A 21,885-nucleotide genomic window follows, 5' to 3' on the forward strand; every position below is an offset into this window, starting at 1 on the left:
TATGAAAAGTATATTGAAATATATGGTTTGCCCGCTCGTTGCCGGCCTGGCTTTTACAGCTTGCTCGCCCGATGAGTTCAGTGGCGCCGACAAGAACGGTCTTCCCGTGATAGGAGACAGAACCATTGAAGTGGAAACGGATCAGGAGACAAATACTGCCGTCTTCTCGCTCAGCGGAGATTTCAAGGGATGCTATCCCGTGTGGTATCTCGACGGCAAGATGTATTCCATACTTCCGAAGACCAGTTACAGCAGCATGGAAGAGGGTACCCACGAGCTTGAGGTTAAGCTGATGAACCGCAACGGCCAGTCGCAAGGCTCGCTGACAGGCTCGTTCCACTTTAACGAGACCAAGATTGACTATGATGCTGTGTACTACAACAAGCTCTGCGGCAAAGAGTGGCGCGTAGACTACACTGAGGTGGGACACATGGGATGTGGTGAACCCGGCTCTGACGGCTCAAACTGGTGGGCTGCCGGAGTAAATGACAAGGCTGATTGGGGCGTTTATGACGACCGAATATCTTTCTCTCACTCTGCCACAGACCCCGCCACACAGGGCACTTACACGTATGATCCGGGTGAGGGCGGCACGGTATATGTAAACAAAGACTGTACCATCTTCCCCGAATACAACACCAACGACGGACAGGACTTTATGGTTCCTGTGTCGAAGCAGACGTCGACGTTTGAGCTGCAGCCCGGCACTTACAACGACGAGCCCACGCTGTTCATCAAGTTTGCGCCGGAGACACTGCTGCCTTATATATCTTCAGATGCAGCATACAACAACCCGTATTTCCGTGTTGAGGCTCTTACTAACACCCGTCTGGTGCTTATCTACGACGGCGACGGCATAGTATGGCGCATGGTTCTGACGAGCCGCGAAGACACCGGTCTGCCTACCGAACCGGACGAGCCGGCTGCTGTATTCGACTGGAATGTGGATGCGTCTACCAATCTTTGGAAGAACATGACTGAAGGTGGCTCACTGCTTGGCATCGAGACATGGTTTGCCGACGGCGGCTGGCAGACACTGCCCACACAGCCTGATGTGGTTGTGACTGAAGACGGTTTTGAAGTGGTTGTACCCGAGGGTACCGGTGGCGACCGGTGGCAGGGTCAGGTCAAGATTCATACCAATCTCGCGGCCAAGGGAGATAAGCCCTATAACTTCTATTGTCTTGTCGATGCCGACAATGACGCGCCCGGCATGACAATCAAGTTGACGGAAAGCGGAGACGGAAGAGACGGTAACTTCTTCTTCGACGACGTACATCCCATCACTGCCGACAAGCAGTTTGTCTACAAGGCAGAGGGCGTGAAATTGAAGGAAGGTGTAGATGCACCTGCACTTTCACTCGTTCTCGACCTCGGCGGCACGCCGGCAGGCACTAAGGTTAAAGTGAGCAAGATATACTTTGAGGAAGACAAGAGCGTTCTCTACGACGACCCGGCCAATATCTGGAAGACTGTCGACAGCGGTGAGTCACTGATTGACATTACGACATGGTTTGCCGACAACGGTTGGAGCACTCTTGACCCGCAGCCGGAAATAGCACGTGACGGCAATGCTTATACGTTTACCGTTCCCGACGGCATCGGTGGTACCCAGTGGCAGGGTCAGGTGGCCATCAACACCTCGCTCACGGCAGAGCTTGCATCGACCTACTACTTCTCTTGCACAGTAGAGATGGACAACGACTCGCCCGAAGGCGTGACGATTAAACTGACGGAGACTGACGGCCCGGATGGAACCAAGCATGATGGCAACTTCTTCTTCGACGGTCGTCACCCCATTACAGCCGACAAGCCTTTCGTTTATACGGCAAAGGGCGCGACGCTGAAACTTAACGATGCTCATGCGCTCTCGCTGGTGTTCGACTTCGGCGGCACACCCGGCGGCACTAAGGTTAAAGTAAGCAACATTGTATTCTCGAAAGTGGATTGAGAAAGTGAATAGAGTATAGATGAGGGTGTGTCGTGATACCTGATATGTCCCGTTCCGGCCATGCGGGCGTCATGACACATCCTCTCTGTTTTAAGGAAAGTAAGAAAACAAGGACAAACGATGCGTGATTATGTATAAGAAGTTCATTATAACCATGCTTCTGATGCCGCTCGCCCTGATGGCATTATCATGCGGTAGCGATTCCGACGACGACGGCGGAAGTGCTGCCGAATCGTCAGTTACGGTGAGTTCAAAGTCGCTGGATTTTGACGGTAATGCCGGCTCGCAGGCTGTCACGGTCGTTGCCAATCACGAGTGGACGTCAATAGTCAGTGAGGATTGGATTAGTATAGACCCGAAGAACTCGGTGTCGGATGAGACAAAGGTGAATGTCATGGTGCAGAAGAACACCGGATTCGACGGACGTACGGGTACCGTGACCATCATGTGCGGTTCGGCCCGCGAGACAATAACCGTTGTACAGGCCGGTGGCGACGGCGTGCCCGATCCCAGTGTGATAACATGTCCCATACCCGGTTACAAACTGGTATGGAACGATGAGTTTGACAAGGGCACCGAACTGAACGGCTCCGACTGGACTCACGAGGTGCAGAAATCAGGTTGGGTGAACAACGAACTGCAGAATTACGTGTATCATAAGTCACCCGGCGGCAAGAACGTGACCGAGATAAAGGGCGGAACGCTGCGGATAAACTGCTTCAAGGAAAACGGCAAGGTATATTCCGGCCGCGTTTATGCCCATGTCGGCACCGGTTGGCAGTACGGCTATTTCGAGGCACGTATCAAGCTGCCCTCGGGCAAAGGCACGTGGCCCGCATTCTGGATGATGCCCGTGGGTAACGACTGGAGCACCAATCCGTGGCCTATGTGTGGCGAAATAGACATAATGGAAGAGGTGGGTTGTGTGCCCAACGAGGTGTCGTCGTCGCTGCACACGCAAGACTACAACCATACCAAAGGTACGCAGAAGACCCACGCCATGACCATAGCCGATGCCGAAGGCGCTTTCCATGTCTACGCACTAGAATGGGAGCCTGGCAAGATAACCACTTATGTCGATGGCAAGGTGCAGCTGGCCGTAACGCGTGAACAGATGGGTTCGGACCATAACCAGTGGCCGTTCCACTATGCTTTCTATCCCATCCTCAACCTTGCGTGGGGCGGAATGTGGGGCGGAATGAACGGCGTTGACGATCGTGCGCTGCCTGTGACGATGGAAGTGGACTATATACGTGTGTTTCAGAAAAAATAAGAATCAAATAAATAATAAATAAAGATGAAAACGAACATAAACAACCTGATTCTGTTGGGCGCAGCTGTATTGCTTACAGCATGCTCAAGCAAGGATTTGTTCGACGAGAATGCCGTAGAGAACAACACAAAGGCTTCTTATGCCGAGAATTTCGCGAAAAAGTATGTCAATATTGACATGAACCAGAGCTGGGACTACAGTCACAAGCAGAGTGACTTCAGACTCGTTGGAACAAGCAAAGGCCAGAAAGCCATGACACGTGCAGGAGAGGGCGGCTTTACCGAAGGAGACTGGTATGAGGTGGACAACAACACGCTCGCCTGGATGCAGGAGACTTTGGAGGAAGGAACCGACAACCGCAGTCTGGGCAATCCTTTCTATATGACCGTGCCGGGAAACTGCCGTTTAAACTTACCATTGGCAATACAGAGCTTGAAGAGCATGCCGGCGTGTTGGGAGCTGACCCCAACGAGAAATATGTGGTTAGCGGTTGGGACATGAACAAGCATAACATTCGTGTTCAGGTGCGACAGAACGAGAACAAAGAGGTCTACAACAACATAATGTTCCCGAAGACAGGGGAGATACCGATGATTATCGCCGTAGATCCTTCACAGGAGTGGATGAGTGAGCGCCGGAGTGTTCCCGAGAGTTGGTTCTATGTTCCCGAAACCAAGAAATAAATTTGGATATTTTTGATTCATATTTAGACTGTATTTGATCATAGTCAAAGGCAGACAAATTAGTCTGCCGGTTACGATGGAGGTAGACGACATCCGCATATTCCCGAAAAAGCAGTTACTGCTTGCTACCATAATCTGACTATCACAATTAAAGACATTCGTTATGATAAGAAAAAATATATTGCTCATAGTAACAGTGCTGCTCGTCCTCTTCGGATGTACAGCCGAAGAACACACCGAAGGGGCCCGTTTCGTAAAGGTGCGGGGCGTAGACCTGATAAGGCCTGACGGAACAAAGCTATTCATACAAGGTACCAATCTGGGCAACTGGCTCAATCCCGAAGGATATATGTTCGGATTCAGTCGCACCAACAGTGCGTGGATGATAGACCTGATGTTGCGTGAGATGGTCGGTCCTGATGCTACCGACAGGTTTTGGTGCGAGTTCAAGGACAACTACATCACCGCCGACGATATTGGCTTTATTGCCTCGACGGGTGCCAACACCATACGTCTGCCGTTCAACTATAAGTTGTTCACCGATGAGGATTATATGGGACTGACTGCCGCTCAGGACGGATTTGACCGTGTGGACAGTGTGGTGAAGTGGTGCCGTGATAACAGCCTCTACTTAATACTCGACATGCACGACTGTCCGGGCGGACAGACCGGCGACAACATCGATGACGGCTATGGTTATCCGTGGCTCTTTGAGAGCGAGACGGCGCAGAAACAGTTCTGCGACATATGGCGCACTATTGCGGATAGGTATAAAAACGAGCCTGTGATACTTGGCTATGAAATTATGAATGAGCCTATCGCACATTATTTTGAGAATAAAGATGAACTCAACAAAAAGTTAGAGCCACTCTACAAACGTGCTGTCAAAGCTATACGCGAAGTTGATACAAATCATATTGTCATTCTTGGCGGTGCACGTTGGAACAGCGACTTTTTCATGTTCGAGGACTGGAAGTTCGATAGTAATATTATGTATACCTGCCATCGTTATGGCGGTGATGCTACGGCTCCGGCCATAAAGGAATATATTGATTTCCGCAACAGGACGGGGGTGCCCATGTATATGGGTGAGATAGGACACAATACTGATGAGTGGCAGGCTGATTTTGTAAAGGTGATGAAAGACAACAACATCGGCTACACTTTCTGGCCCTACAAGAAAGTTGACGGTTCGTGTATGAATGGCATCACACGTCCGGAAGGATGGGACAGCGTTATAGTGAAGTTTTCGGAAGCCGAACGTACAACGTTCAACGATATACGTGCGGCCCGTCCGGATCAGAAAACGGCCAAGAAACTGCTGCGTGAGTTCATCGAGAACTCTAAATTCGGCAACTGCAAGCCGCAGGATGGATATATAAATTCAATAGGACTGAAGAAATAGTGATTATGAAGACAATTTTTATATCAGCCATGCTTACCTTCAGCGTAGTGGCAACAACAGACGCACAGCAGCTTCCTGTTTATCTCGACGAGACGAAACCGGTGGAGCAGAGGATAGACGATGCTCTCTTGCGCATGACACTGCAAGAGAAGATAGCCGTGATACATGCTCAAAGCAAGTTCAGTTCGCCTGGTGTCAAGCGTCTCGGATTTCCAGATTTTTGGACTGATGACGGGCCTCACGGTGTGCGTCCCGACGTGCTTTGGGACGAGTGGGAACAGGCCGGACAGACTAACGACTCGTGTGTGGCCTTTCCTGCGCTGACATGTCTTGCCGCATCATGGAATCCACAAATGGCACTTATTTACGGTGAGGCTCTTGGTGAGGAGGCACTTTATCGTGGCAAGGATATGATACTTGGTCCGGGGGTAAACATTTACCGCACTCCGCTTAACGGTCGTAATTTTGAGTATATGGGTGAAGACCCGTTGTTGGCATCGCGTATGGTGGTGCCTTATATTAAAGGTTTGCAGTCTAAGGGTGTGTCTGCCTGTGTAAAGCATTATGCTCTTAACAATGATGAAGAGTATCGTCATCAGGTAAATGTCGTTGTTTCAGACCGTGCTTTGCACGAGATTTATTTACCGGCGTTCAAGGCGGCTGTCACCGAGGCGGGCACATGGGCCATAATGGGTGCATACAATTTGTACAAGAACCAACACAATTGCCACAACGAGATAATGCTCAACAGAATATTGAAGACAGACTGGAAGTTTGACGGTGTGGTGGTGTCCGATTGGGGAGGGTGTCACAATACCGAGGAAGCCATAATGAATGGTCTCGATATGGAGTTCGGCTCGTGGACCGATGGTCTTACGATGGGTGCAACAAATGCATATGACAACTATTATCTGGCAAATCCATACTTGAGGCTTATAACCGAAGGAAAGTTTACCGTCAAGGAACTTGACGATAAGGTACGTCGTGTATTGCGTTTGTTTTTCCGCACAACCATGAACCGCAACCGTCCTCATGGCTTTTTGTGCTCCGAGGCGCATTATGCCACGGCATTGCGTGTGGCGAGTGAGGGTATAGTATTGTTGCAGAACGATGGAAATGTTCTGCCAATCGACCTGTCCAAAGCCCGTAAGGTCCTTGTTGTCGGTGAGAATGCTATAAAGATGATGACTGTTGGAGGTGGCTCTTCGTCGCTTAAAGTTCAGAGGGAAATTTCTCCTTTTGACGGTTTAAAGGCCCGTCTGGCTTCGGTTGGTGTCGATGTCGACTATGCCCGTGGATATGTAGGAGATACTACCGGAGCGTATAACGGGGTGACAACGGGTCAGAATCTTGTCGACCATCGTACTCCGGAGCAACTTATTTACGAGGCTGTGGAGAAGGCAAGGTGTGCCGATTATGTGATATTCTTCGGCGGACTTAACAAGAGCGACTATCAGGATTGTGAGGGTCATGACAGGAAAGACTACGGACTGCCTTACGGTCAGGACCGTGTAGTGGAGGCATTGGCCGGAACCAACAAGAATATGATATATGTTAACATCTCGGGCAATGCCGTAGCAATGCCGTGGCGAAGCAAGGTTCCTGCAATCGTTCAGGGCTGGTTTATTGGTTCCGAGGCCGGTGAGGCGCTTGCATCAGTGCTTGTCGGTGATGTCTGTCCTTCGGGAAAATTGCCGTTCACTTGGCCTGTCTCTTTGAATGATGTGGGAGTACATAAACTTGGAGCGTATCCGGGAGTATGGCGCAGCGACAGGAAAATAATTGATGAAGAATATAAGGAGGACATCTTTGTGGGTTACCGTTGGATGGAGAAGGAGAAGACGAAGCCGATGTTTGCTTTCGGTCATGGCCTTAGCTACACAATGTTCAGGCTTCGCGGCATGAGTGTCGATAAAGATGAAATTAGCGGTGACGAGAGGATTACGTTTACAGTTAATGTTACTAATACAGGCAAACGTGCTGGAGCCGAAGTGGTGCAACTTTATATCAGTGATGTCAAGTCTTCTCTGCCGCGCCCTGTGAAAGAACTCAAAGGGTTTTCCAAAGTTTATCTTGAGCCGGGTGAGAGCCGTGACGTCAGTATTACGATTGGGCGTGAGGAGCTTTGTTTCTACGACGACCGTGTAAACGGTTGGGTGGCGGAGCCGGGAGATTTTGTAGCCCATATAGGAACGTCGTCGGACAAAATCGTTTCAAAGAAGGTTTTCAGATTGGTCAGATGACATAGAATCGGTTTTACCGGCAGATATTTTAATAGAATATTGTATAGTTCAGTAGTGTAAGTTAGTAGAAAAATTTTTATCAACAGGATGTATTCAGGAGACGATGAAGAACGGTCGCAGGCAATATATCTGCCTGCGACACGTTCAACTAATAGAAAACAATGTCTGTTAGAGTCTAAAAAATTTAAACTTATGAAAAAGTTATTCATATTTATAGCGGCACTGTTTGTAGCGATTGGTGCCGTTGCACAGAAGAAACCGATGGGTGAGTTCGTTGACGAACTTATGTCGAAGATGACGTTGCACGAAAAGATTGGACAACTCAATCTGCAGGTGGCTGGAGATATAACAACCGGTTCTGTACAGAACACAGAAGTGGCCGGGCGAATAGCTGCTGGGGAAATAGGTGGTGTCTTTAATTTGAAAGGAGCGGAAAAAATACGTGCCTTACAGGAGTTGGCCGTAAAGAAAAGCCGGTTGGGTATTCCGCTTATCGTAGGCATGGATGTCATTCACGGCTACGAGACAATATTCCCTATACCGCTTGCATTGTCGTGCAGTTGGAATCTTGATGCTATAGAGCGTTCGGCACGCATTGCCGCACTTGAGGCCAGTGCAGACGGAATCAACTGGACATATAGTCCGATGGTTGACATATGTGTTGACTCGCGTTGGGGACGTGTATCGGAGGGTAACGGTGAAGATCCGTGGCTCGGCGGATTGATAGGAGCGGCGATGGTTCGCGGCTATCAGGGTGACTACAGTCGTGAGGACAACATCATGGCTTGCGTGAAGCATTTTGCATTGTATGGAGCCGTTGAGGCCGGTCGTGACTACAACACGGTAGATATGAGCCGTTTGCGTATGTATAATCAATATTTCCCTCCTTATAAGGCAGCTGTTGATGCCGGTGTAGGCAGTGTGATGTCGTCATTCAATTTGGTTGACGGAGTGCCGGCAACGGGCAACGGATGGCTTCTTAATGACGTGTTGCGCAAGGAGTGGGGCTTCGGTGGATTTGTGGTCACTGATTATGAGTCGGTCGGTGAGATGCTGAGACATGGCGTTAGTGCCGATCTAAAGTCAGCATCCGCTCAGGCTCTCTGTGCAGGTACCGATATGGACATGGTTTCAGCCGGATTTCTTACCACATTGGAACAATCGGTGACCGAAGGTAAAGTATCCGTGGAGGAGATTGATGTTGCTTGCCGTCGTATACTTGAGGCAAAGTATAGGCTCGGTCTGTTTGCCGACCCATATAAGTATTGCGACAGCAAACGTCGTGCCCGTGACATCTTTACCGAAGCTAATAGAAAAGCAGCCCGTGATATTGCCGCCGAAACATTCGTGCTGTTGAAGAACAGTCGTTCCGCTGACGGTAAAGAAGTGCTGCCTTTGGAAAAACGTGGAAAGATTGCTCTTATAGGTCCGTTGGCTGATACTCGTGCCAACATGGCCGGCACATGGTGTGTGGCTTATGTGCCGGAGCGTTTTGCGACTCTGCGTGAGGCAATGGGCAAAGCTATTGATGGTCGCGGTGAACTGCTTTACGCTCAAGGCTGTAATCTCACGGCCGATCAGGAACTTCAGACGGCCTCAGAGTTTGGCAAGACCATACCGCGTGGCGATGATGTACGAATGAAGGCCGAAGCACTTGCCGTTGCAGCCAAAGCAGATGTCATAGTGTGTGCCATGGGTGAGTGTGCCGACATGAGTGGCGAAAGTTCGAGCAGGGCTTCACTTGAGATGCCCGATGTCCAGCGTGAACTGCTTGCCGAACTTGTAAAACTGGGTAAGTCCGTTGTGCTGCTTAACTTTTCGGGCCGTCCCACAGTGCTTACATGGGAGCAGGAGCATGTAGATGCCATCATGAACGTGTGGTTTGGAGGGTCAGAGGCGGCTGATGCCATCTGTGATGTGCTTTTTGGCGACAAGACGCCTGCGGGTCGTCTTACTATGACTATGCCGCAGTCTACAGGTCAGGTGCCCATTTATTATAACCATCTCAGTACCGGGCGCCCGGTCCGTGAGGGTGCCACACAATATTATAAATATCAGAGTAACTATCTCGACGTGCGCAATGACCCTCTCTATCCTTTCGGATATGGAATTACGTATACCAGATTTGCATATGGAGAGCCACATCTCAGCGCCAAGTCAATGCGTACCGATGGCAGCATAGACCTTACTGTAAGTGTGGAAAATACAGGAGAACGCGAGGCTGTGGAGATTGTCCAGCTATATATACGCGATCTTGTGGCATCAATCAGCCGTCCGGTTAAAGAACTGAAAGGTTTTGAACGCATTGTACTCAGAGCCGGTGAGAGCCGTGATGTGACGTTCCACATAACGGCAGACATGCTTAAGTTCTACAATGCCAATCTTGAATATGTGCTTGAGCCGGGCGATTTTGAAGTGATGGTTGGTCCGAACAGTCGCGACGTCAAACGCAGCAGGATTACTTTAGTGCCGTCAATCTCTGTAAAGTAAATGTAATTGATGGTTGACTGTAGCTTCATTTTGAGAAGTTATATGATATGTCGCGGTTCATACGGTAAGTAGAGGCATAATCTTGTTTTTGTCCAAGACGTTATTGTTGATTTTCAATATGTTATAGGTGGACAAAAATAAGATTCTGTCCCTATTGTCGTGTAATTGTGTTATATTGAAATGTCAAAATAATTATTGTGGCTTATTTGTTGGCATTTATTTCATGTATTCTTTTTAAATGAAAGATATTTCCTTATTCTGTCAGTTATAAATTTCGTTATTTTTATTATATTTGCAGAAAATATCAAACTGAAATATGTTTTTATGTATAGAATAATATGTATGTTTATACTGGTGGCCGTTGCATGCAAGGTAAATGCGGTCAACGATAGGCTTGACTCTTTATATCGGTGTCTCGACGAGGCTATTTTGCATTCTGAAGAGTATGTCAATGTACGCGAACATCGTATAGACAGTTTGTGTCGGCTTGTTGCAGTGGCACGTACCGACAGTGATCGGTATGAACGTGAACTGCTGTTGTTCATGGAGTATAAATCCTATCGTAACGACTCGGCAATGTCTGTTATAGGTCGTTGTATAGGTTTGGCTGAGCGTTTTGGCAAGCGTGACGAGAGTGTGCGTTGCCGTTGTATGCAAGCATTCCAATGCTCAACTACGGGTATGTATGCAGAATCGCTTGATATTCTCGGTAGCATAGACATTTCCGGATTACAGCCGGCGGTCGTGGGTGAATATTATCAGGCTTATGCCCATGTTTACGGCGAACTGATGTATTACGGTCTTCCCGGCCGTCAGCAGGATAGCTATAGAGCGGAGTCGGAAAGGTATGCAAAGTTGGCGCTTGGAGTGTTGGACAAGAATAGTGATGAGTATCAACAAAGGCTTGAAATGAAGTATAATGCCGAAGATGATGTAGAGCAGGCTTTGGCAATTAACGATTTAAGGTTGAGTCGTGTGACCAAAGGATCGCATGAATATGCCATAGTTGCTTTCTATCGATATATGGACTATAAGAGGGCTGGCCATTCTATTGACGAGGCCAAATATTGGTTGGCTGAAGCTGCATTAAGTGATGTGCGAAATGCTGTGATGGATCAGGCTGCACTGTGGGAATTGGCTAATATGCTCAGTCAGGAGGGACAGCTGGCCCGTTCATACGATTATATAGGTTTTGCGTGGGAGTCGGCCGTGAAGTTTGGCACACGAATGCGCAATTGGCAGATATCACCGGTATTACAGTCTATAGACAAGAATTATCAGAAAGAGACCGAGCGTACAAATATGATGCTGCGTGTATTGATAGCGCTGGTCTGTGTGATGGCGGTGTCACTGCTTGGATTGCTGGTCTATGTGGCCCGGCAGCGTAACAAACTGGTAGCAGCACACGGAGAATTGAGCCGTAAAAGTGTGCAGTTGTCAGAGGTCAATGACGAGTTGCGTCAGGTCAACATGAGTCTGGATGAAGCTAACCGGCAGATGAAGAATACTGTGCGGCAGCTAAATGAGCAGACCCGTGTGAAAGATGAATATATCGGTCGTTTCATGCGTTTGTGTTCTCGCTATATAGACAGGAACGATGATTTTCGCAAGCGTGTTAACAAAATGTTGAAAAACCGTGAATATGAGTCTTTGTGGCTGATGACGAGGTCGGGTGAGATGAAGGAACGTGAGGTAGAAGAACTTTACGGTAACTTTGACGAGGCTTTCCTGCACATGTTTCCCAACTTTATCGATGATTTCAACGCATTGTTGAAGCCGGAAGAGCGCATTGCCGGGGGCGACGGGAAACATCTCAACACAACATTGCGTATATTCGCGTTGATACGTCTTGGTATATGCGACAGTTCGACAATAGCCGAATTGTTGCACTATTCGGTTAACACCATATACAATTATCGTGCGAGGGTAAAGAACGGAGCTATTGACGGACGTGGTAACTTTGAAAACAGAGTGAAAGATATCGGTATGCCGCGATAGTACCGGTGTGAAAGTTGTATTGCGTGGGTGTTTGCAAACTGTGTTTTACATTTTTCACCGAAAGGCTGAAAAGACATTATCGTATTTGTCTTTTTTAGGAATTACCGGCATTAAAAAGTGTTGTATCTTTTGTCGTTGCCGAATTAAAATGCTAACTTTGCGGTCGTGAAAGAAACGGAAGTTTCTAATTAACATCAATATATATATTAAATTATGGCAAGTTATAAATCATTGGGTCTCGTGAACACTCGCGAGATGTTTAAGAAAGCCATCAACGGTGGCTATGCTATCCCTGCTTTCAACTTTAACAACATGGAGCAGTTGCAGGCCATCATCAAGGCTTCTTCCGAACTGAAGTCTCCGGTAATCCTTCAGGTATCTAAAGGAGCGCGCAACTATGCAAACCAGACACTTTTGCAATACATGGCACAGGGTGCTGTGGAATATGCAAAGGAGTTGGGCTGCAATCATCCCGAAGTGGTGCTCCATTTGGACCACGGAGATAGCTTTGAGCTCTGCAAGAGCTGTGTAGACATGGGTTTCTCTTCCGTAATGATCGACGGTTCTTCTCTTCCCTACGATGAGAATGTGGCTCTGACCAAGAAGGTTGTTGAGTATGCTCATGCTCATGATGTTACCGTTGAGGGCGAGCTTGGCGTGTTGGCCGGCGTAGAGGACGAGGTTGCTTCTGAAGAGTCTCACTACACAAAGCCCGAGGAGGTTATCGACTTCGTTACAAAGACAGGCGTTGACTCTCTTGCTATTTCTATCGGTACTTCTCACGGTGCTTACAAGTTCAAGCCCGAGCAGTGCACACGCGACCCGAAGACAGGCCGTCTGGTACCCCCGCCATTGGCATTCGATATTCTTGACGAGATTATGCAGAAGTTGCCGGGATTCCCCATTGTGCTTCACGGTTCTTCTTCTGTGCCTCAGGAATATGTTGACATGATCAATCAGTATGGCGGCAAGTTGCCTGATGCAGTAGGAATTCCGGAGGAGCAGCTCCGCAAGGCTTCTGCAAGTGCGGTTTGCAAGATTAACATTGATTCTGACTCTCGTCTGGCCTTTACCGCTGCCGTTCGCAAGACATTGGCAGAGAAGCCGGCTGAGTTTGACCCCCGCAAGTATTGTGGTCCGGCACGCGACCTCATGGAGGAGATGTACAAGCACAAGATTGTGAATGTGCTTGGCAGCGACAACAAGCTCGCTCAGCTCGACTAATAGAATAGAATTCCGAAACAAATTACAAATAAAGAAGGTCCCGCCTCTATAGCAGAATGAGGCGGGACCTTCTTTGGTTTGTATTCGTCCAGACGTTTTATTTCGGCTGTTCGGCTTCAATTTTTGCCACAGAGCCGGTTGTCGGGTTGAGCGTAAGATGGGTGGTGAAACGCTTGTTGAACAGGTCTCCACTCAGCAGTTCGGTGGTTCCGAACTGCGCTGCCAGTATCTCAAAGCTACCAATACTGTCGTTGCCTTTCATTATTGTCGCTTTTATCTTGCCGGGCACATTTACATAGATACCGTCCTGTATGTCTTTTGCATTTCCCTTTTTCTTGCTGTTATCTATGGACATGTTGCTTACAGGTACGCTGTGCATGTCTTCGATGCTGATGTAATAAGGAATACCCGATAGATCATCGTGGTCTACAAGTCCGAGGTGTGATGACAGGCGGAAGAGTATCTGTCTGTTGACCTCCTTGTCGGGATAGTAGATGAATACGTGTTCTGCCGTATCTTTGGTTACAGTGCCGGTGAAGAGCCGTGTAAGGGCGCGGTCTTGTACGTCAAGCTGGTTGAGCATTATTTTCAATTGTTCTCCGTCTTTCGGCATGAAGTCGGCCTGTCCGCGTGTGAGCTGGTTCTTGCTGTCGCGTATATCATATATTTCAAGTGCTGTCAGTTCGGCCATTTTAGCGGTACTCCCTGCAGCCAATATTTCTTCACTCATGAACAGACGTGGATTTACATCTTTTGGTTTGGGGGCGGGGATGAATTTTGTTGGTGTTTCCGGTTGTCTGGCGTCGGCATTTATGGCCAGCAGTGTACCGTCGTCGGCAAGTGTGATGTTGGCTGTGGCGTTCTTTTGGTTGTACTTTACGGCATAGCATTTTGATTTGTCGGCTACACCGAAAGGTGTAGGAGTGATAGATGTAACCTTATAACTTACATATGGTTCCTGCTCTACATTTTTCATTCGCAGGTATCTTTCAGAATATTTACAGAAATCCCCCGGTGTATATGTCGTCTTTTCTACTTGTACTACGATTCGTAACGCTGTTTTCGGCAGGAAATATATGGCGCCTTCGGGAGTGACGCCAGGCTGGTATTTGCTTATTTGTGTTTGGGCGGATGTCATGCTGCTGAGCATGATAAGGCTTGCTGCAATAAGTTTTCGCATAATTTTTTATGTGATTTGTTAGTCGTTTAATCGTTTGAATGCTTTTGGCAGATATGTTATCAGATCACCTGCCGTGAGACTTTCCATACCCAGCTCCTCGGCTGCGATGTCGCCTGCCAATCCGTGCAGATACATTCCCACTATGCATGCTTCCGCTTGTTTGTAGCCTCGGGCGAGCAGGGCCGTGATAATGCCCGTGAGCACGTCACCGCTGCCGGCAGTAGCCATGCCTGCGTTTCCTGTGGGGTTGAATGCCACATGTCCGTCGGGCATACATAGTGCCGAGTATCTGCCTTTCAGTATGATATATGCTCCAATCCTTTCGGCCATCTTGCATGCTTTTGCCAGTCGCTCGCCGCTGTCGGTGCTGTGTCCGTCCAGACGGTCAAACTCTTTGGGATGTGGTGTCAGGATAATACCTTTGGGCAGTTGCTGTATCCATGCTCGGCGATTGGCCAGTATGTTGATGGCGTCAGCATCGGCTACTATGGGACATTGTGTGCGTCTGAGCTGTGCAATTAGTGCTATTGCCGTTGTTTCGCTCGTGCCCAGTCCCGGTCCTATGCCGAGGGCATCGTAGTCTTCGGTGTCTGTCGGTTCCGAAAATATTGTCTCTTCGGAGTCAGGCAGTATCACGGCTTCCGGCACGGATATCTGCATTATTATATTGTTGCTTTTTGGGGTATGTACCGTTACTTTCCCGACACCGGCCCTCAGACAAGCCTTGGTGGCAAGTATTGCCGCTCCGCCCATACCGTAGCTTCCGGCTATGAGCAGTGCGTTGCCCATCATGCCTTTGTGGGCAAAGGAATTTCGTCCGCGTAGCATGCATCTCACATCGCGCTCTTCAACTATGTTGTAATGAGCATCGGTTTTCTCTATGCCTTCGCTGCTTATGCGTATGTCGAGCACTTTCTGCCAGCCTGTGAACATCTGGTTTTCGGCGAAGAGGAACGACAGTTTGGGTTGTTGCAGTGTAAGTGTCACGTCGGCGCGTATTATGTTGGCCCTTACATTGTATGTGTTGTCCTCTGTCATCAGCCCCGACGGGACATCTATGCTCACCACCTTGCACGGCGAGGCGTTGATATATTTCACCAATGACGAGAATCCTCCGGCCAGCGGTTTGTTGATGCCTGAACCGAAAAGACCGTCTATGACAAGTGTTTCCGAGGTGAGTTGCGGAGGGTCGAACTCTTGTGTTACCTCTATGAATTCTTTTATCTTTTTGATTTCAGTAAGCCGTGCCTTGTTTGTTGCACAGTCTTCCGACAGATGGCCGGAGATGTTGAACAGGTATACAGATATGCTGTAGCCGGCCTCGGCGAGCATCCTTGCTACAGCAAGAGCGTCACCGCCGTTGTTGCCCGGACCGGCGAACACCACCATCGGTGTGTCATTGTGCCACATTTCCGTTATGGCATGAGTTATGGCCTTGGCCGCACGTTCCATCAAATCTATCGATTCTATAGGCTCGTGTTCTATTGTATATTTGTCAAGCTCGTGTATCTGAGCACTTGTGAAAATCTTCATACGGCAAAAATACAAAATTAATGCTAATCGGTGGCTATACTTTGATGGATTTTTAGTAATTTTGTGGCAAAATATTTTAAAAAGTACTATGAGTATAGTTAAAATCAAGGATAAGATGTTTGAAACATCTATTCCTGAGGCGGAAATCAAGGAGCGTGTGAAGGCTTTGGCAGAGCAGATAAGCAAGGATATGGAAGGCCGTAATCCGCTTTTGCTCGCAGTGCTGAACGGCTCGTTCATATTTGCTGCCGACCTGATGCGCGAGATGACAATCCCATGTGAGATTTCGTTTGTGAAACTTGCTTCTTATGAAGGAACCACGTCGACGGGAAAAATCAAGGAGGTGATTGGAATTAACGAAAATCTTACCGGCCGTACGGTGATAATAGTGGAGGATATCGTGGAGAGCGGTCTTACTATAAAGCGAATGATAGAGAGCCTCGGTACCCGCAATCCGGAATCTGTGCATATCTGTACATTGTTGCTCAAGCCTGAGCGACTTAAGGCATCGCTTGACATAGAGTATGTGGCATTCAGCATACCCAATGATTTTATTCTTGGTTACGGTCTTGATTATGACCAGCAGGGACGGAACCTGAAAGATATTTATACGATAAGGGAGGATTGAAAGGATATAATAAGGAATAGTTAAGGTAAAAAGTAGAAAACCAAATATAAGTAGATGAAGAATATTGTGATATTCGGTGCTCCCGGTTCAGGAAAGGGAACACAAAGCGAACTTATGATTAAGAAGTACGGCTTTGGTCATATATCGACTGGCGATGTACTTCGTAATGAAATAAAAAACGGAACGGAACTTGGCAAGACGGCTGCATCATATATAGACAAGGGACAGCTTATTCCCGATAGTCTGATGATAGATATTCTGGCCAGTGTCTATGATGGTTTCGGAGCGGATCACGAAGGCGTTATATTTGACGGATTTCCACGCACCATACCGCAGGCTGAGGCCTTGAAGACGATGCTTGCCGAGCGCGGCCACAACATCGCAGCCATGATAGAGCTTGATGTGCCCGAGGATGAGCTGACGGCGCGCCTCATCAACCGCGGCAAGCAGAGCGGACGCTCTGACGATAACGAAGAGACCATCAAGAAGCGTCTCGATGTCTATCACAATCAGACAGCACCCCTCATCGGCTGGTATAAGGCCGATGGCACTCACCATCATATCGAGGGATTGGGTGAGCTTGACCGCATCTTCGCAGATATCTGCGAGGTGATAGACAGAGTATGATATTTATTATGGATAATCAATCCAAATTCCGTAGGTATATATCTGCAAAAAATAAAAGTCATGCCTTTGGACATGACTTTTATTTTTTGATGGTTTCCCTTTGAACTCAATACATATTAATATTGGGATTTACTTTTGTTCAGTTGTATTTCAATATCTGTCCCGGCATCAGGCGCATTTTCTTGCCAATGCGGTTGAGTTTGCATAGGGCGTCAATGGTGGTGCCGCGTTTGCGGGCAATCGACGACAGGGTTTCGCCCGACTTGACTTTGTGGAAACGTACGTTCGTAGCGTAGGATGCTGCCGGGGCTGCTGTCGCAAGTTCGATATCGTCGCCATTTTCAAATTTTCCGGATCCCACTCCGCGCAGGCGTGTAGCCAAGGCGCCTTCATGTTCGTACGAGTTGCGGCGGAACATATAGTAGTCGTCCACTACGTCCTGATTTTTAAAGTCGAACATCAATGCGGGATTCAAGGCCACGCCACATAGACGTGTTTCAAAATGCAGGTGCGAACCCGTGCTTCGTCCGGTGTTTCCTCCGAGACCGATAGGTTCGCCGGCACGTACTTCCTGATCTTCTGTCACAAGTTGTTTCGACATGTGGCCGTATATTGTTTCCAGACCGTTGTAATGTCGTATTACGACATATTTTCCATATCCTCTTGCCTCATATCTCACGATTCTGACCTTGCCGCTGAATGCAGCACGAATGGTGTCACCGATGTACACTTTCACGTCCAGTCCTTTGTGCTGGCGTCCCCAGCGTGCTCCGAAATTTGATGTGAGTACACGGCTGGTCGTCGGCATGCAAAAGCCACGCAAATCTATACGGAACGAGTCGGGAAGTTCGGTAGCGCGGTGAGCATATTTGTTTTCCCAATCTTCATAAAGATCGGCAGCCGGCGATTCCAGCATTTCGTTCATTATCAGTCGGTTGAGTGCGACGGAGTCTACTGCTTTCATTTTGCGGTCTATCGGTGCCTGACGTGCCAACAAGTCTTGCCCCATAGTCGGGATTGAACTTATGGATACGAGTGCCAATATTGCAAATGTTTTAAGTTTCTTAAATGTCATAATTAGGTTTTGATTCGCTTATCGGTGTTGTGAATGGGGCTCACCGTATATAATTATAATCCAATTATACTTACGGATTATGAGCCTGTTCTCAATAGGAACGTTGCAAAGATAATAAATATTTTATAATAAAGGACAACGTTAACGTTAATTATGGACAACATTAACACGTTTTATGTGTATTTTAACACTTCAATCTATGATATGGCGGCCCAATTGATGTTTGTCTTCTTCATTTCCCTGAGCCTGTTCCACAACATTGCATATGCCGTTTTTTCGCACATAGGGTCGTCGTCTATCACGGCCTGCGCCTCGTCGCGCGCCATCTGCACTATCTGTCCGTCGCGCGCAATGTCGGCTATCTTCAGGTCGAAGGCCATGCCGCTCTGCTGCGTGCCCTCAAGGTCGCCCGGTCCGCGCAGCTTGAGGTCGGCCTCGGCGATGCGGAAGCCGTCGTTCGTGTCGCACATTATGTCGATGCGCTTGCGCGTGTCCTCGCTCAACTTGTAGGTGGTGACGAGTATGCAGAACGACTGGTCTGCACCGCGGCCCACACGTCCGCGCAACTGGTGCAGCTGCGACAGGCCGAAACGCTGTGCGTCGAGGATTACCATCACCGAGGCGTTGGGCACGTTGACGCCCACCTCTATCACCGTCGTGGCCACGAGAATCTGCGTCTCGCCGCTCACAAACTTCTGCATCTCCACCTCCTTTTCTTTCGGCTTCATGCGTCCGTGCACCTTGCTCATGCTGAATTCGGGGAACACCTCGCGTAGCGTCTCATATCCGTCTTCAAGGTTTTTCAAGTCCATTTTCTCGCTTTCCTCTATCAGCGGAAACACGATATACACCTGCCGTCCCTGCCGTATCTGCCGTCGGATGCCGTCGTAGAGGCTTGCCATGCGGTTGTCGAAGACGTGCGAGGTTACTATAGGTTTGCGTCCGGGCGGCAGTTCGTCTATCACACTCACGTCGAGGTCGCCGTAGAGCGTCATGGCCAGTGTGCGCGGTATGGGAGTGGCTGTCATCACGAGTACGTGGGGCGGGTTGTCGCTCTTGCTCCACAGCCGTGCGCGCTGTGCCACGCCGAAGCGATGCTGTTCGTCCACCACGACCATGCCCAGCCGTGCGAATCGCACAGTGTCTTCTATCACGGCGTGCGTTCCCACAAGTATGTCTATCCTGCCGTCGGACAGCGCTTCGAGCACTTCCTTGCGGCGCTTGCCCTTGACGATGCCCGTGAGCAGCTCGACGCGTATGTCCATCGTGCCGAGAAAATCGCGTATGGTGGCCAGATGCTGCTCGGCCAGAATCTCTGTCGGAGCCATGATGCACGCCTGATAACCGTTGTCGAGTGCTATTAGCATCGACATAAGGGCCACGAGCGTCTTGCCGGAGCCCACGTCGCCCTGCAGCAGACGGTTCATCTGCCGTCCGGAGGCGGTGTCGCGGCGTATCTCGCGTATCACGCGCTTCTGTGCCTCGGTGAGTGTGAATGGAAGGTGTCGGTGGAAAAAGGTGTTGAACTTGTCGCCCACATGCGTGAACACGTAGCCGCGGTACTTGCGGCGGTGGTCGGCGGCATACCGCACGATGTTGAGCTGTACATAGAACAGCTCCTCGAATTTCAGTCTCACGCGTGCCCGTTCCAACTGTCGTGCGTCTTTCGGGTAATGTATTGTGCGCAGGGCTTCGTCGCGTCCCATCAGGTGCAGCCGTGCCGTCATGAACTCAGGCAGCGTTTCGGGCAGCTGCTCCCGCAGTTTCTCTACGAGTGTCTTCGTCAGCCGTTCCATCACGCGGGATGTTATGCCTTTTTTCTTCATCACCTCGGTGGTGGAGTAGTAAGGCTGCATCCCCATCGACGACAGTTCCATCGTGTCGGCAGGGTCAATGTCGGGATGGACCACGTTTACCCGTCCGTTGAACACCGTCGGGCGCCCGAACACCACATACTGTGTGCCTATCCTGTATGTCTTCTTGGCATATTGACCGCCGTTGAACCATGTCAGGTCCATCACTCCCGTACCGTCGCTGAAGTGTGCCACCACGCGCTCCTTGCGCGGCCCCATATCGAAGGTCTCGAAACTGAGTATCCGGCCGCATATCTGTACAAAGGGCATTTCGCCGGTCAGTTCCCTGACTGTGTATACACGGCTGCGGTCAACATACTTGTATGGGAAGTTCATGAGCATGTCGCCGTAGGTGTTGATGCCGAGTTCCGTGCTCAGTATCTTCTTGCGGGCAGGGCCCACACCGGGCAGAAACTGTATGTCGGTGGCCTCGATGCTCCCTGCGGATGTGTGTGAAACGGTGGGCGTGTTCATGTGGTTTATGGGGATGTTGTTATTTCTTGCCGGCAGAATGCTGCTTGCTGTTTTTGTCGGCAGACAGAATGCTGTCGGCTACGGCAAGGTCGAACGGTGTCGTTATCTTGATGTTCTCTCTATTGCCATCCACAAGTGTTATGGGGTGGCCGAGATTTTCCACCACCGAAGCGTCGTCGGTGAAGCCGTCGGTATAGTCCTGACGGTAAGCGCGTTTGAGCAGGGTTGTGCCGAATGTCTGCGGCGTCTGCACCAGCCGGTAGTCGCCACGAGGCACGGTGCCGCCGGTGGTGTGGCGTAGTGTCTCCACCACGGGCACTACGGGTATGGCCGCTCCGCTACGGCGTGCCTCGTTGTAACAGCGGTCTATTACCTCAATCGAGGGGAATGGACGTACGCCATCGTGCACTCCCACCACACCATCATTGTCGTCGGGGACGAGTGCCAGTCCGTTCTTTACCGAATTGAACCGTGTATCTCCACCGTCGGCCAGCATGTAGTCTGTGTCGAACGAGTATTCGCTGCACAGCTGTCGCCAGTAGTCCTGTTGTGCCCGTGGCAGCACGAGTATTATGTTCAGTATGGCCGAATATTCACGGAAGCGTTCTATCGTACGCATCAGTACGGGCCGTCCGGCCACAGGCAGAAACTGTTTGGGTATGTCGCTACCCATGCGCAGGCCTTTGCCGCCCGCCACGATTATGATGTAGTCGCTGCTCTTCATTTTGTTTTATCGGTTTTTGTTGTTGCGAGAGTTTGTTTCTCTAATGCACATACAGTGCAAACGGGCGCAATATGAACTTGTTCACAGATTGCCGTCTGCTTGCTGTCTTATGCAAATGTACAATAAAATCGCGAGATTATACACCGACAGGATAAAGAAAATGATTTTTTCTTTAGAAGAAAGAATATGATTTTTTATTTAGAGGAAAGAATATGATTTTTTTCTTTAGAGGAAAGATACAACAAAGAAATGAGAAAGAGTGTATTGTATGAAAGGAATAATGGAAAAGTATAACATGACACTATATAAACTGGAGCAAAAGATGTATTTGCGCGCCCCAGCGGGTAGGGCATCCAAAACTTGTCGTTCATTTCTGAAATCATAGTAAAAAATATATTAAGTTAGTTACAGTATTAAATTAGAACGCGCCCCAACGGGTAGGGTGGCCATAATTTGTGGTTCATTTTTAGTATCAAAATAGCATTAAATTTAGCAATAACTGTATGATATTTAAATAATTGACT

General features: G+C 49.0%; 16 protein-coding genes. 11 read left to right on the forward strand and 5 right to left on the reverse strand.

Annotation, left to right across the window (positions count from 1 at the left end):
* The first annotated feature begins 1 nt into the window (after position 1).
* The 9 genes from HPS55_RS10390 to HPS55_RS10430 all read left to right on the forward strand — a co-directional run bounded on the left by HPS55_RS10390 (position 2) and on the right by HPS55_RS10430 (position 13,267).
* Entirely contained in the window at positions 2 to 1,951 is a 1,950-nt protein-coding gene (locus HPS55_RS10390; RefSeq protein WP_172177993.1) for a hypothetical protein, read from the forward strand.
* A 130-nt stretch (positions 1,952 to 2,081) separates the two neighbouring features.
* Complete coding sequence (locus HPS55_RS10395) at positions 2,082 to 3,224, forward strand: family 16 glycosylhydrolase (RefSeq protein WP_172177995.1); 1,143 nt, start codon at positions 2,082 to 2,084, stop codon at positions 3,222 to 3,224.
* Positions 3,225 to 3,248: 24 nt separating this feature from the next.
* Positions 3,249 to 3,725: a hypothetical protein gene (locus tag HPS55_RS10400; protein ID WP_172177997.1), complete on the forward strand. Its 477-nt coding sequence runs from the start codon at positions 3,249 to 3,251 to the stop codon at positions 3,723 to 3,725.
* Entirely contained in the window at positions 3,722 to 3,907 is a 186-nt protein-coding gene (locus HPS55_RS10405) for a hypothetical protein (protein WP_172177999.1), read from the forward strand. Before HPS55_RS10400 ends, HPS55_RS10405 begins: the two co-directional genes overlap by 4 nt.
* Before the next feature lie 163 nt (positions 3,908 to 4,070).
* Positions 4,071 to 5,312 (forward strand): glycoside hydrolase family 5 protein, encoded by a 1,242-nt coding sequence (locus HPS55_RS10410; protein WP_172324953.1) that lies wholly within the window; start codon positions 4,071 to 4,073, stop codon positions 5,310 to 5,312.
* A 5-nt stretch (positions 5,313 to 5,317) separates the two neighbouring features.
* Complete coding sequence (locus HPS55_RS10415) at positions 5,318 to 7,555, forward strand: glycoside hydrolase family 3 C-terminal domain-containing protein (protein WP_172178003.1); 2,238 nt, start codon at positions 5,318 to 5,320, stop codon at positions 7,553 to 7,555.
* A 192-nt stretch (positions 7,556 to 7,747) separates the two neighbouring features.
* On the forward strand, positions 7,748 to 10,045 hold the full coding sequence (gene bglX / locus HPS55_RS10420; protein ID WP_172178005.1) for a beta-glucosidase BglX: 2,298 nt from the start codon (positions 7,748 to 7,750) through the stop codon (positions 10,043 to 10,045).
* Between the two features lie 342 nt (positions 10,046 to 10,387).
* Positions 10,388 to 12,043: a DUF6377 domain-containing protein gene (locus tag HPS55_RS10425; protein WP_172324955.1), complete on the forward strand. Its 1,656-nt coding sequence runs from the start codon at positions 10,388 to 10,390 to the stop codon at positions 12,041 to 12,043.
* Between the two features lie 213 nt (positions 12,044 to 12,256).
* On the forward strand, positions 12,257 to 13,267 hold the full coding sequence (locus tag HPS55_RS10430) for a class II fructose-bisphosphate aldolase (RefSeq protein ID WP_172178009.1): 1,011 nt from the start codon (positions 12,257 to 12,259) through the stop codon (positions 13,265 to 13,267).
* Between the two features lie 97 nt (positions 13,268 to 13,364).
* Here the strand turns inward: HPS55_RS10430 and HPS55_RS10435 are convergent, their stop codons facing one another.
* Together HPS55_RS10435 and HPS55_RS10440 are read right to left on the reverse strand one after the other, a co-directional pair.
* A complete protein-coding gene (locus HPS55_RS10435; protein WP_253945873.1) occupies positions 13,365 to 14,447 on the reverse strand; it encodes a DUF4831 family protein in 1,083 nt (360 codons plus the stop codon).
* Between the two features lie 18 nt (positions 14,448 to 14,465).
* The gene (locus tag HPS55_RS10440) at positions 14,466 to 15,980 is read right to left on the reverse strand and encodes an NAD(P)H-hydrate dehydratase (protein ID WP_172178011.1); all 1,515 of its coding nucleotides are present in this window, start codon (positions 15,978 to 15,980) and stop codon (positions 14,466 to 14,468) included.
* 88 nt (positions 15,981 to 16,068) lie between these two features.
* Here HPS55_RS10440 and hpt point away from each other — a divergent pair, with 88 nt between their 5' ends.
* Both hpt and HPS55_RS10450 read left to right on the forward strand, forming a co-directional pair.
* A complete protein-coding gene (gene hpt, locus HPS55_RS10445; protein ID WP_172178013.1) occupies positions 16,069 to 16,608 on the forward strand; it encodes a hypoxanthine phosphoribosyltransferase in 540 nt (179 codons plus the stop codon).
* Between the two features lie 54 nt (positions 16,609 to 16,662).
* The gene (locus HPS55_RS10450; protein ID WP_172178015.1) at positions 16,663 to 17,235 is read left to right on the forward strand and encodes an adenylate kinase; all 573 of its coding nucleotides are present in this window, start codon (positions 16,663 to 16,665) and stop codon (positions 17,233 to 17,235) included.
* Positions 17,236 to 17,374: 139 nt separating this feature from the next.
* On the opposite strand, the gene HPS55_RS10455 is transcribed toward HPS55_RS10450, so the two are convergent.
* The 3 genes from HPS55_RS10455 to HPS55_RS10465 all read right to left on the reverse strand — a co-directional run bounded on the left by HPS55_RS10455 (position 17,375) and on the right by HPS55_RS10465 (position 21,361).
* On the reverse strand, positions 17,375 to 18,310 hold the full coding sequence (locus tag HPS55_RS10455; protein ID WP_172178017.1) for a peptidoglycan DD-metalloendopeptidase family protein: 936 nt from the start codon (positions 18,308 to 18,310) through the stop codon (positions 17,375 to 17,377).
* A gap of 197 nt (positions 18,311 to 18,507) precedes the next feature.
* Positions 18,508 to 20,637 (reverse strand): ATP-dependent DNA helicase RecG, encoded by a 2,130-nt coding sequence (gene recG, locus HPS55_RS10460; RefSeq protein WP_172178019.1) that lies wholly within the window; start codon positions 20,635 to 20,637, stop codon positions 18,508 to 18,510.
* A gap of 19 nt (positions 20,638 to 20,656) precedes the next feature.
* Positions 20,657 to 21,361 (reverse strand): 2-C-methyl-D-erythritol 4-phosphate cytidylyltransferase, encoded by a 705-nt coding sequence (locus tag HPS55_RS10465; RefSeq protein ID WP_172178021.1) that lies wholly within the window; start codon positions 21,359 to 21,361, stop codon positions 20,657 to 20,659.
* Between the last annotated feature and the right edge of the window lie 524 nt (positions 21,362 to 21,885).

The organism is Xylanibacter rodentium (genome assembly GCF_013166575.1).
GTDB classification, from domain to species: domain Bacteria; phylum Bacteroidota; class Bacteroidia; order Bacteroidales; family Bacteroidaceae; genus Prevotella; species Prevotella rodentium.

Coding starts and splice junctions, on each gene's coding strand:
- HPS55_RS10390 (WP_172177993.1), top strand. CDS start 2: ATGAAAAGTATATTGAAATATATGGTTTGCCCGCTCGTTGCCGGCCTG.
- HPS55_RS10395 (WP_172177995.1), top strand. CDS start 2,082: ATGTATAAGAAGTTCATTATAACCATGCTTCTGATGCCGCTCGCCCTG.
- HPS55_RS10400 (WP_172177997.1), top strand. CDS start 3,249: ATGAAAACGAACATAAACAACCTGATTCTGTTGGGCGCAGCTGTATTG.
- HPS55_RS10405 (WP_172177999.1), top strand. CDS start 3,722: ATGAACAAGCATAACATTCGTGTTCAGGTGCGACAGAACGAGAACAAA.
- HPS55_RS10410 (WP_172324953.1), top strand. CDS start 4,071: ATGATAAGAAAAAATATATTGCTCATAGTAACAGTGCTGCTCGTCCTC.
- HPS55_RS10415 (WP_172178003.1), top strand. CDS start 5,318: ATGAAGACAATTTTTATATCAGCCATGCTTACCTTCAGCGTAGTGGCA.
- bglX (WP_172178005.1), top strand. CDS start 7,748: ATGAAAAAGTTATTCATATTTATAGCGGCACTGTTTGTAGCGATTGGT.
- HPS55_RS10425 (WP_172324955.1), top strand. CDS start 10,388: ATGTTTATACTGGTGGCCGTTGCATGCAAGGTAAATGCGGTCAACGAT.
- HPS55_RS10430 (WP_172178009.1), top strand. CDS start 12,257: ATGGCAAGTTATAAATCATTGGGTCTCGTGAACACTCGCGAGATGTTT.
- HPS55_RS10435 (WP_253945873.1), bottom strand. CDS start 14,447: ATGCGAAAACTTATTGCAGCAAGCCTTATCATGCTCAGCAGCATGACA.
- HPS55_RS10440 (WP_172178011.1), bottom strand. CDS start 15,980: ATGAAGATTTTCACAAGTGCTCAGATACACGAGCTTGACAAATATACA.
- hpt (WP_172178013.1), top strand. CDS start 16,069: ATGAGTATAGTTAAAATCAAGGATAAGATGTTTGAAACATCTATTCCT.
- HPS55_RS10450 (WP_172178015.1), top strand. CDS start 16,663: ATGAAGAATATTGTGATATTCGGTGCTCCCGGTTCAGGAAAGGGAACA.
- HPS55_RS10455 (WP_172178017.1), bottom strand. CDS start 18,310: ATGACATTTAAGAAACTTAAAACATTTGCAATATTGGCACTCGTATCC.
- recG (WP_172178019.1), bottom strand. CDS start 20,637: ATGAACACGCCCACCGTTTCACACACATCCGCAGGGAGCATCGAGGCC.
- HPS55_RS10465 (WP_172178021.1), bottom strand. CDS start 21,361: ATGAAGAGCAGCGACTACATCATAATCGTGGCGGGCGGCAAAGGCCTG.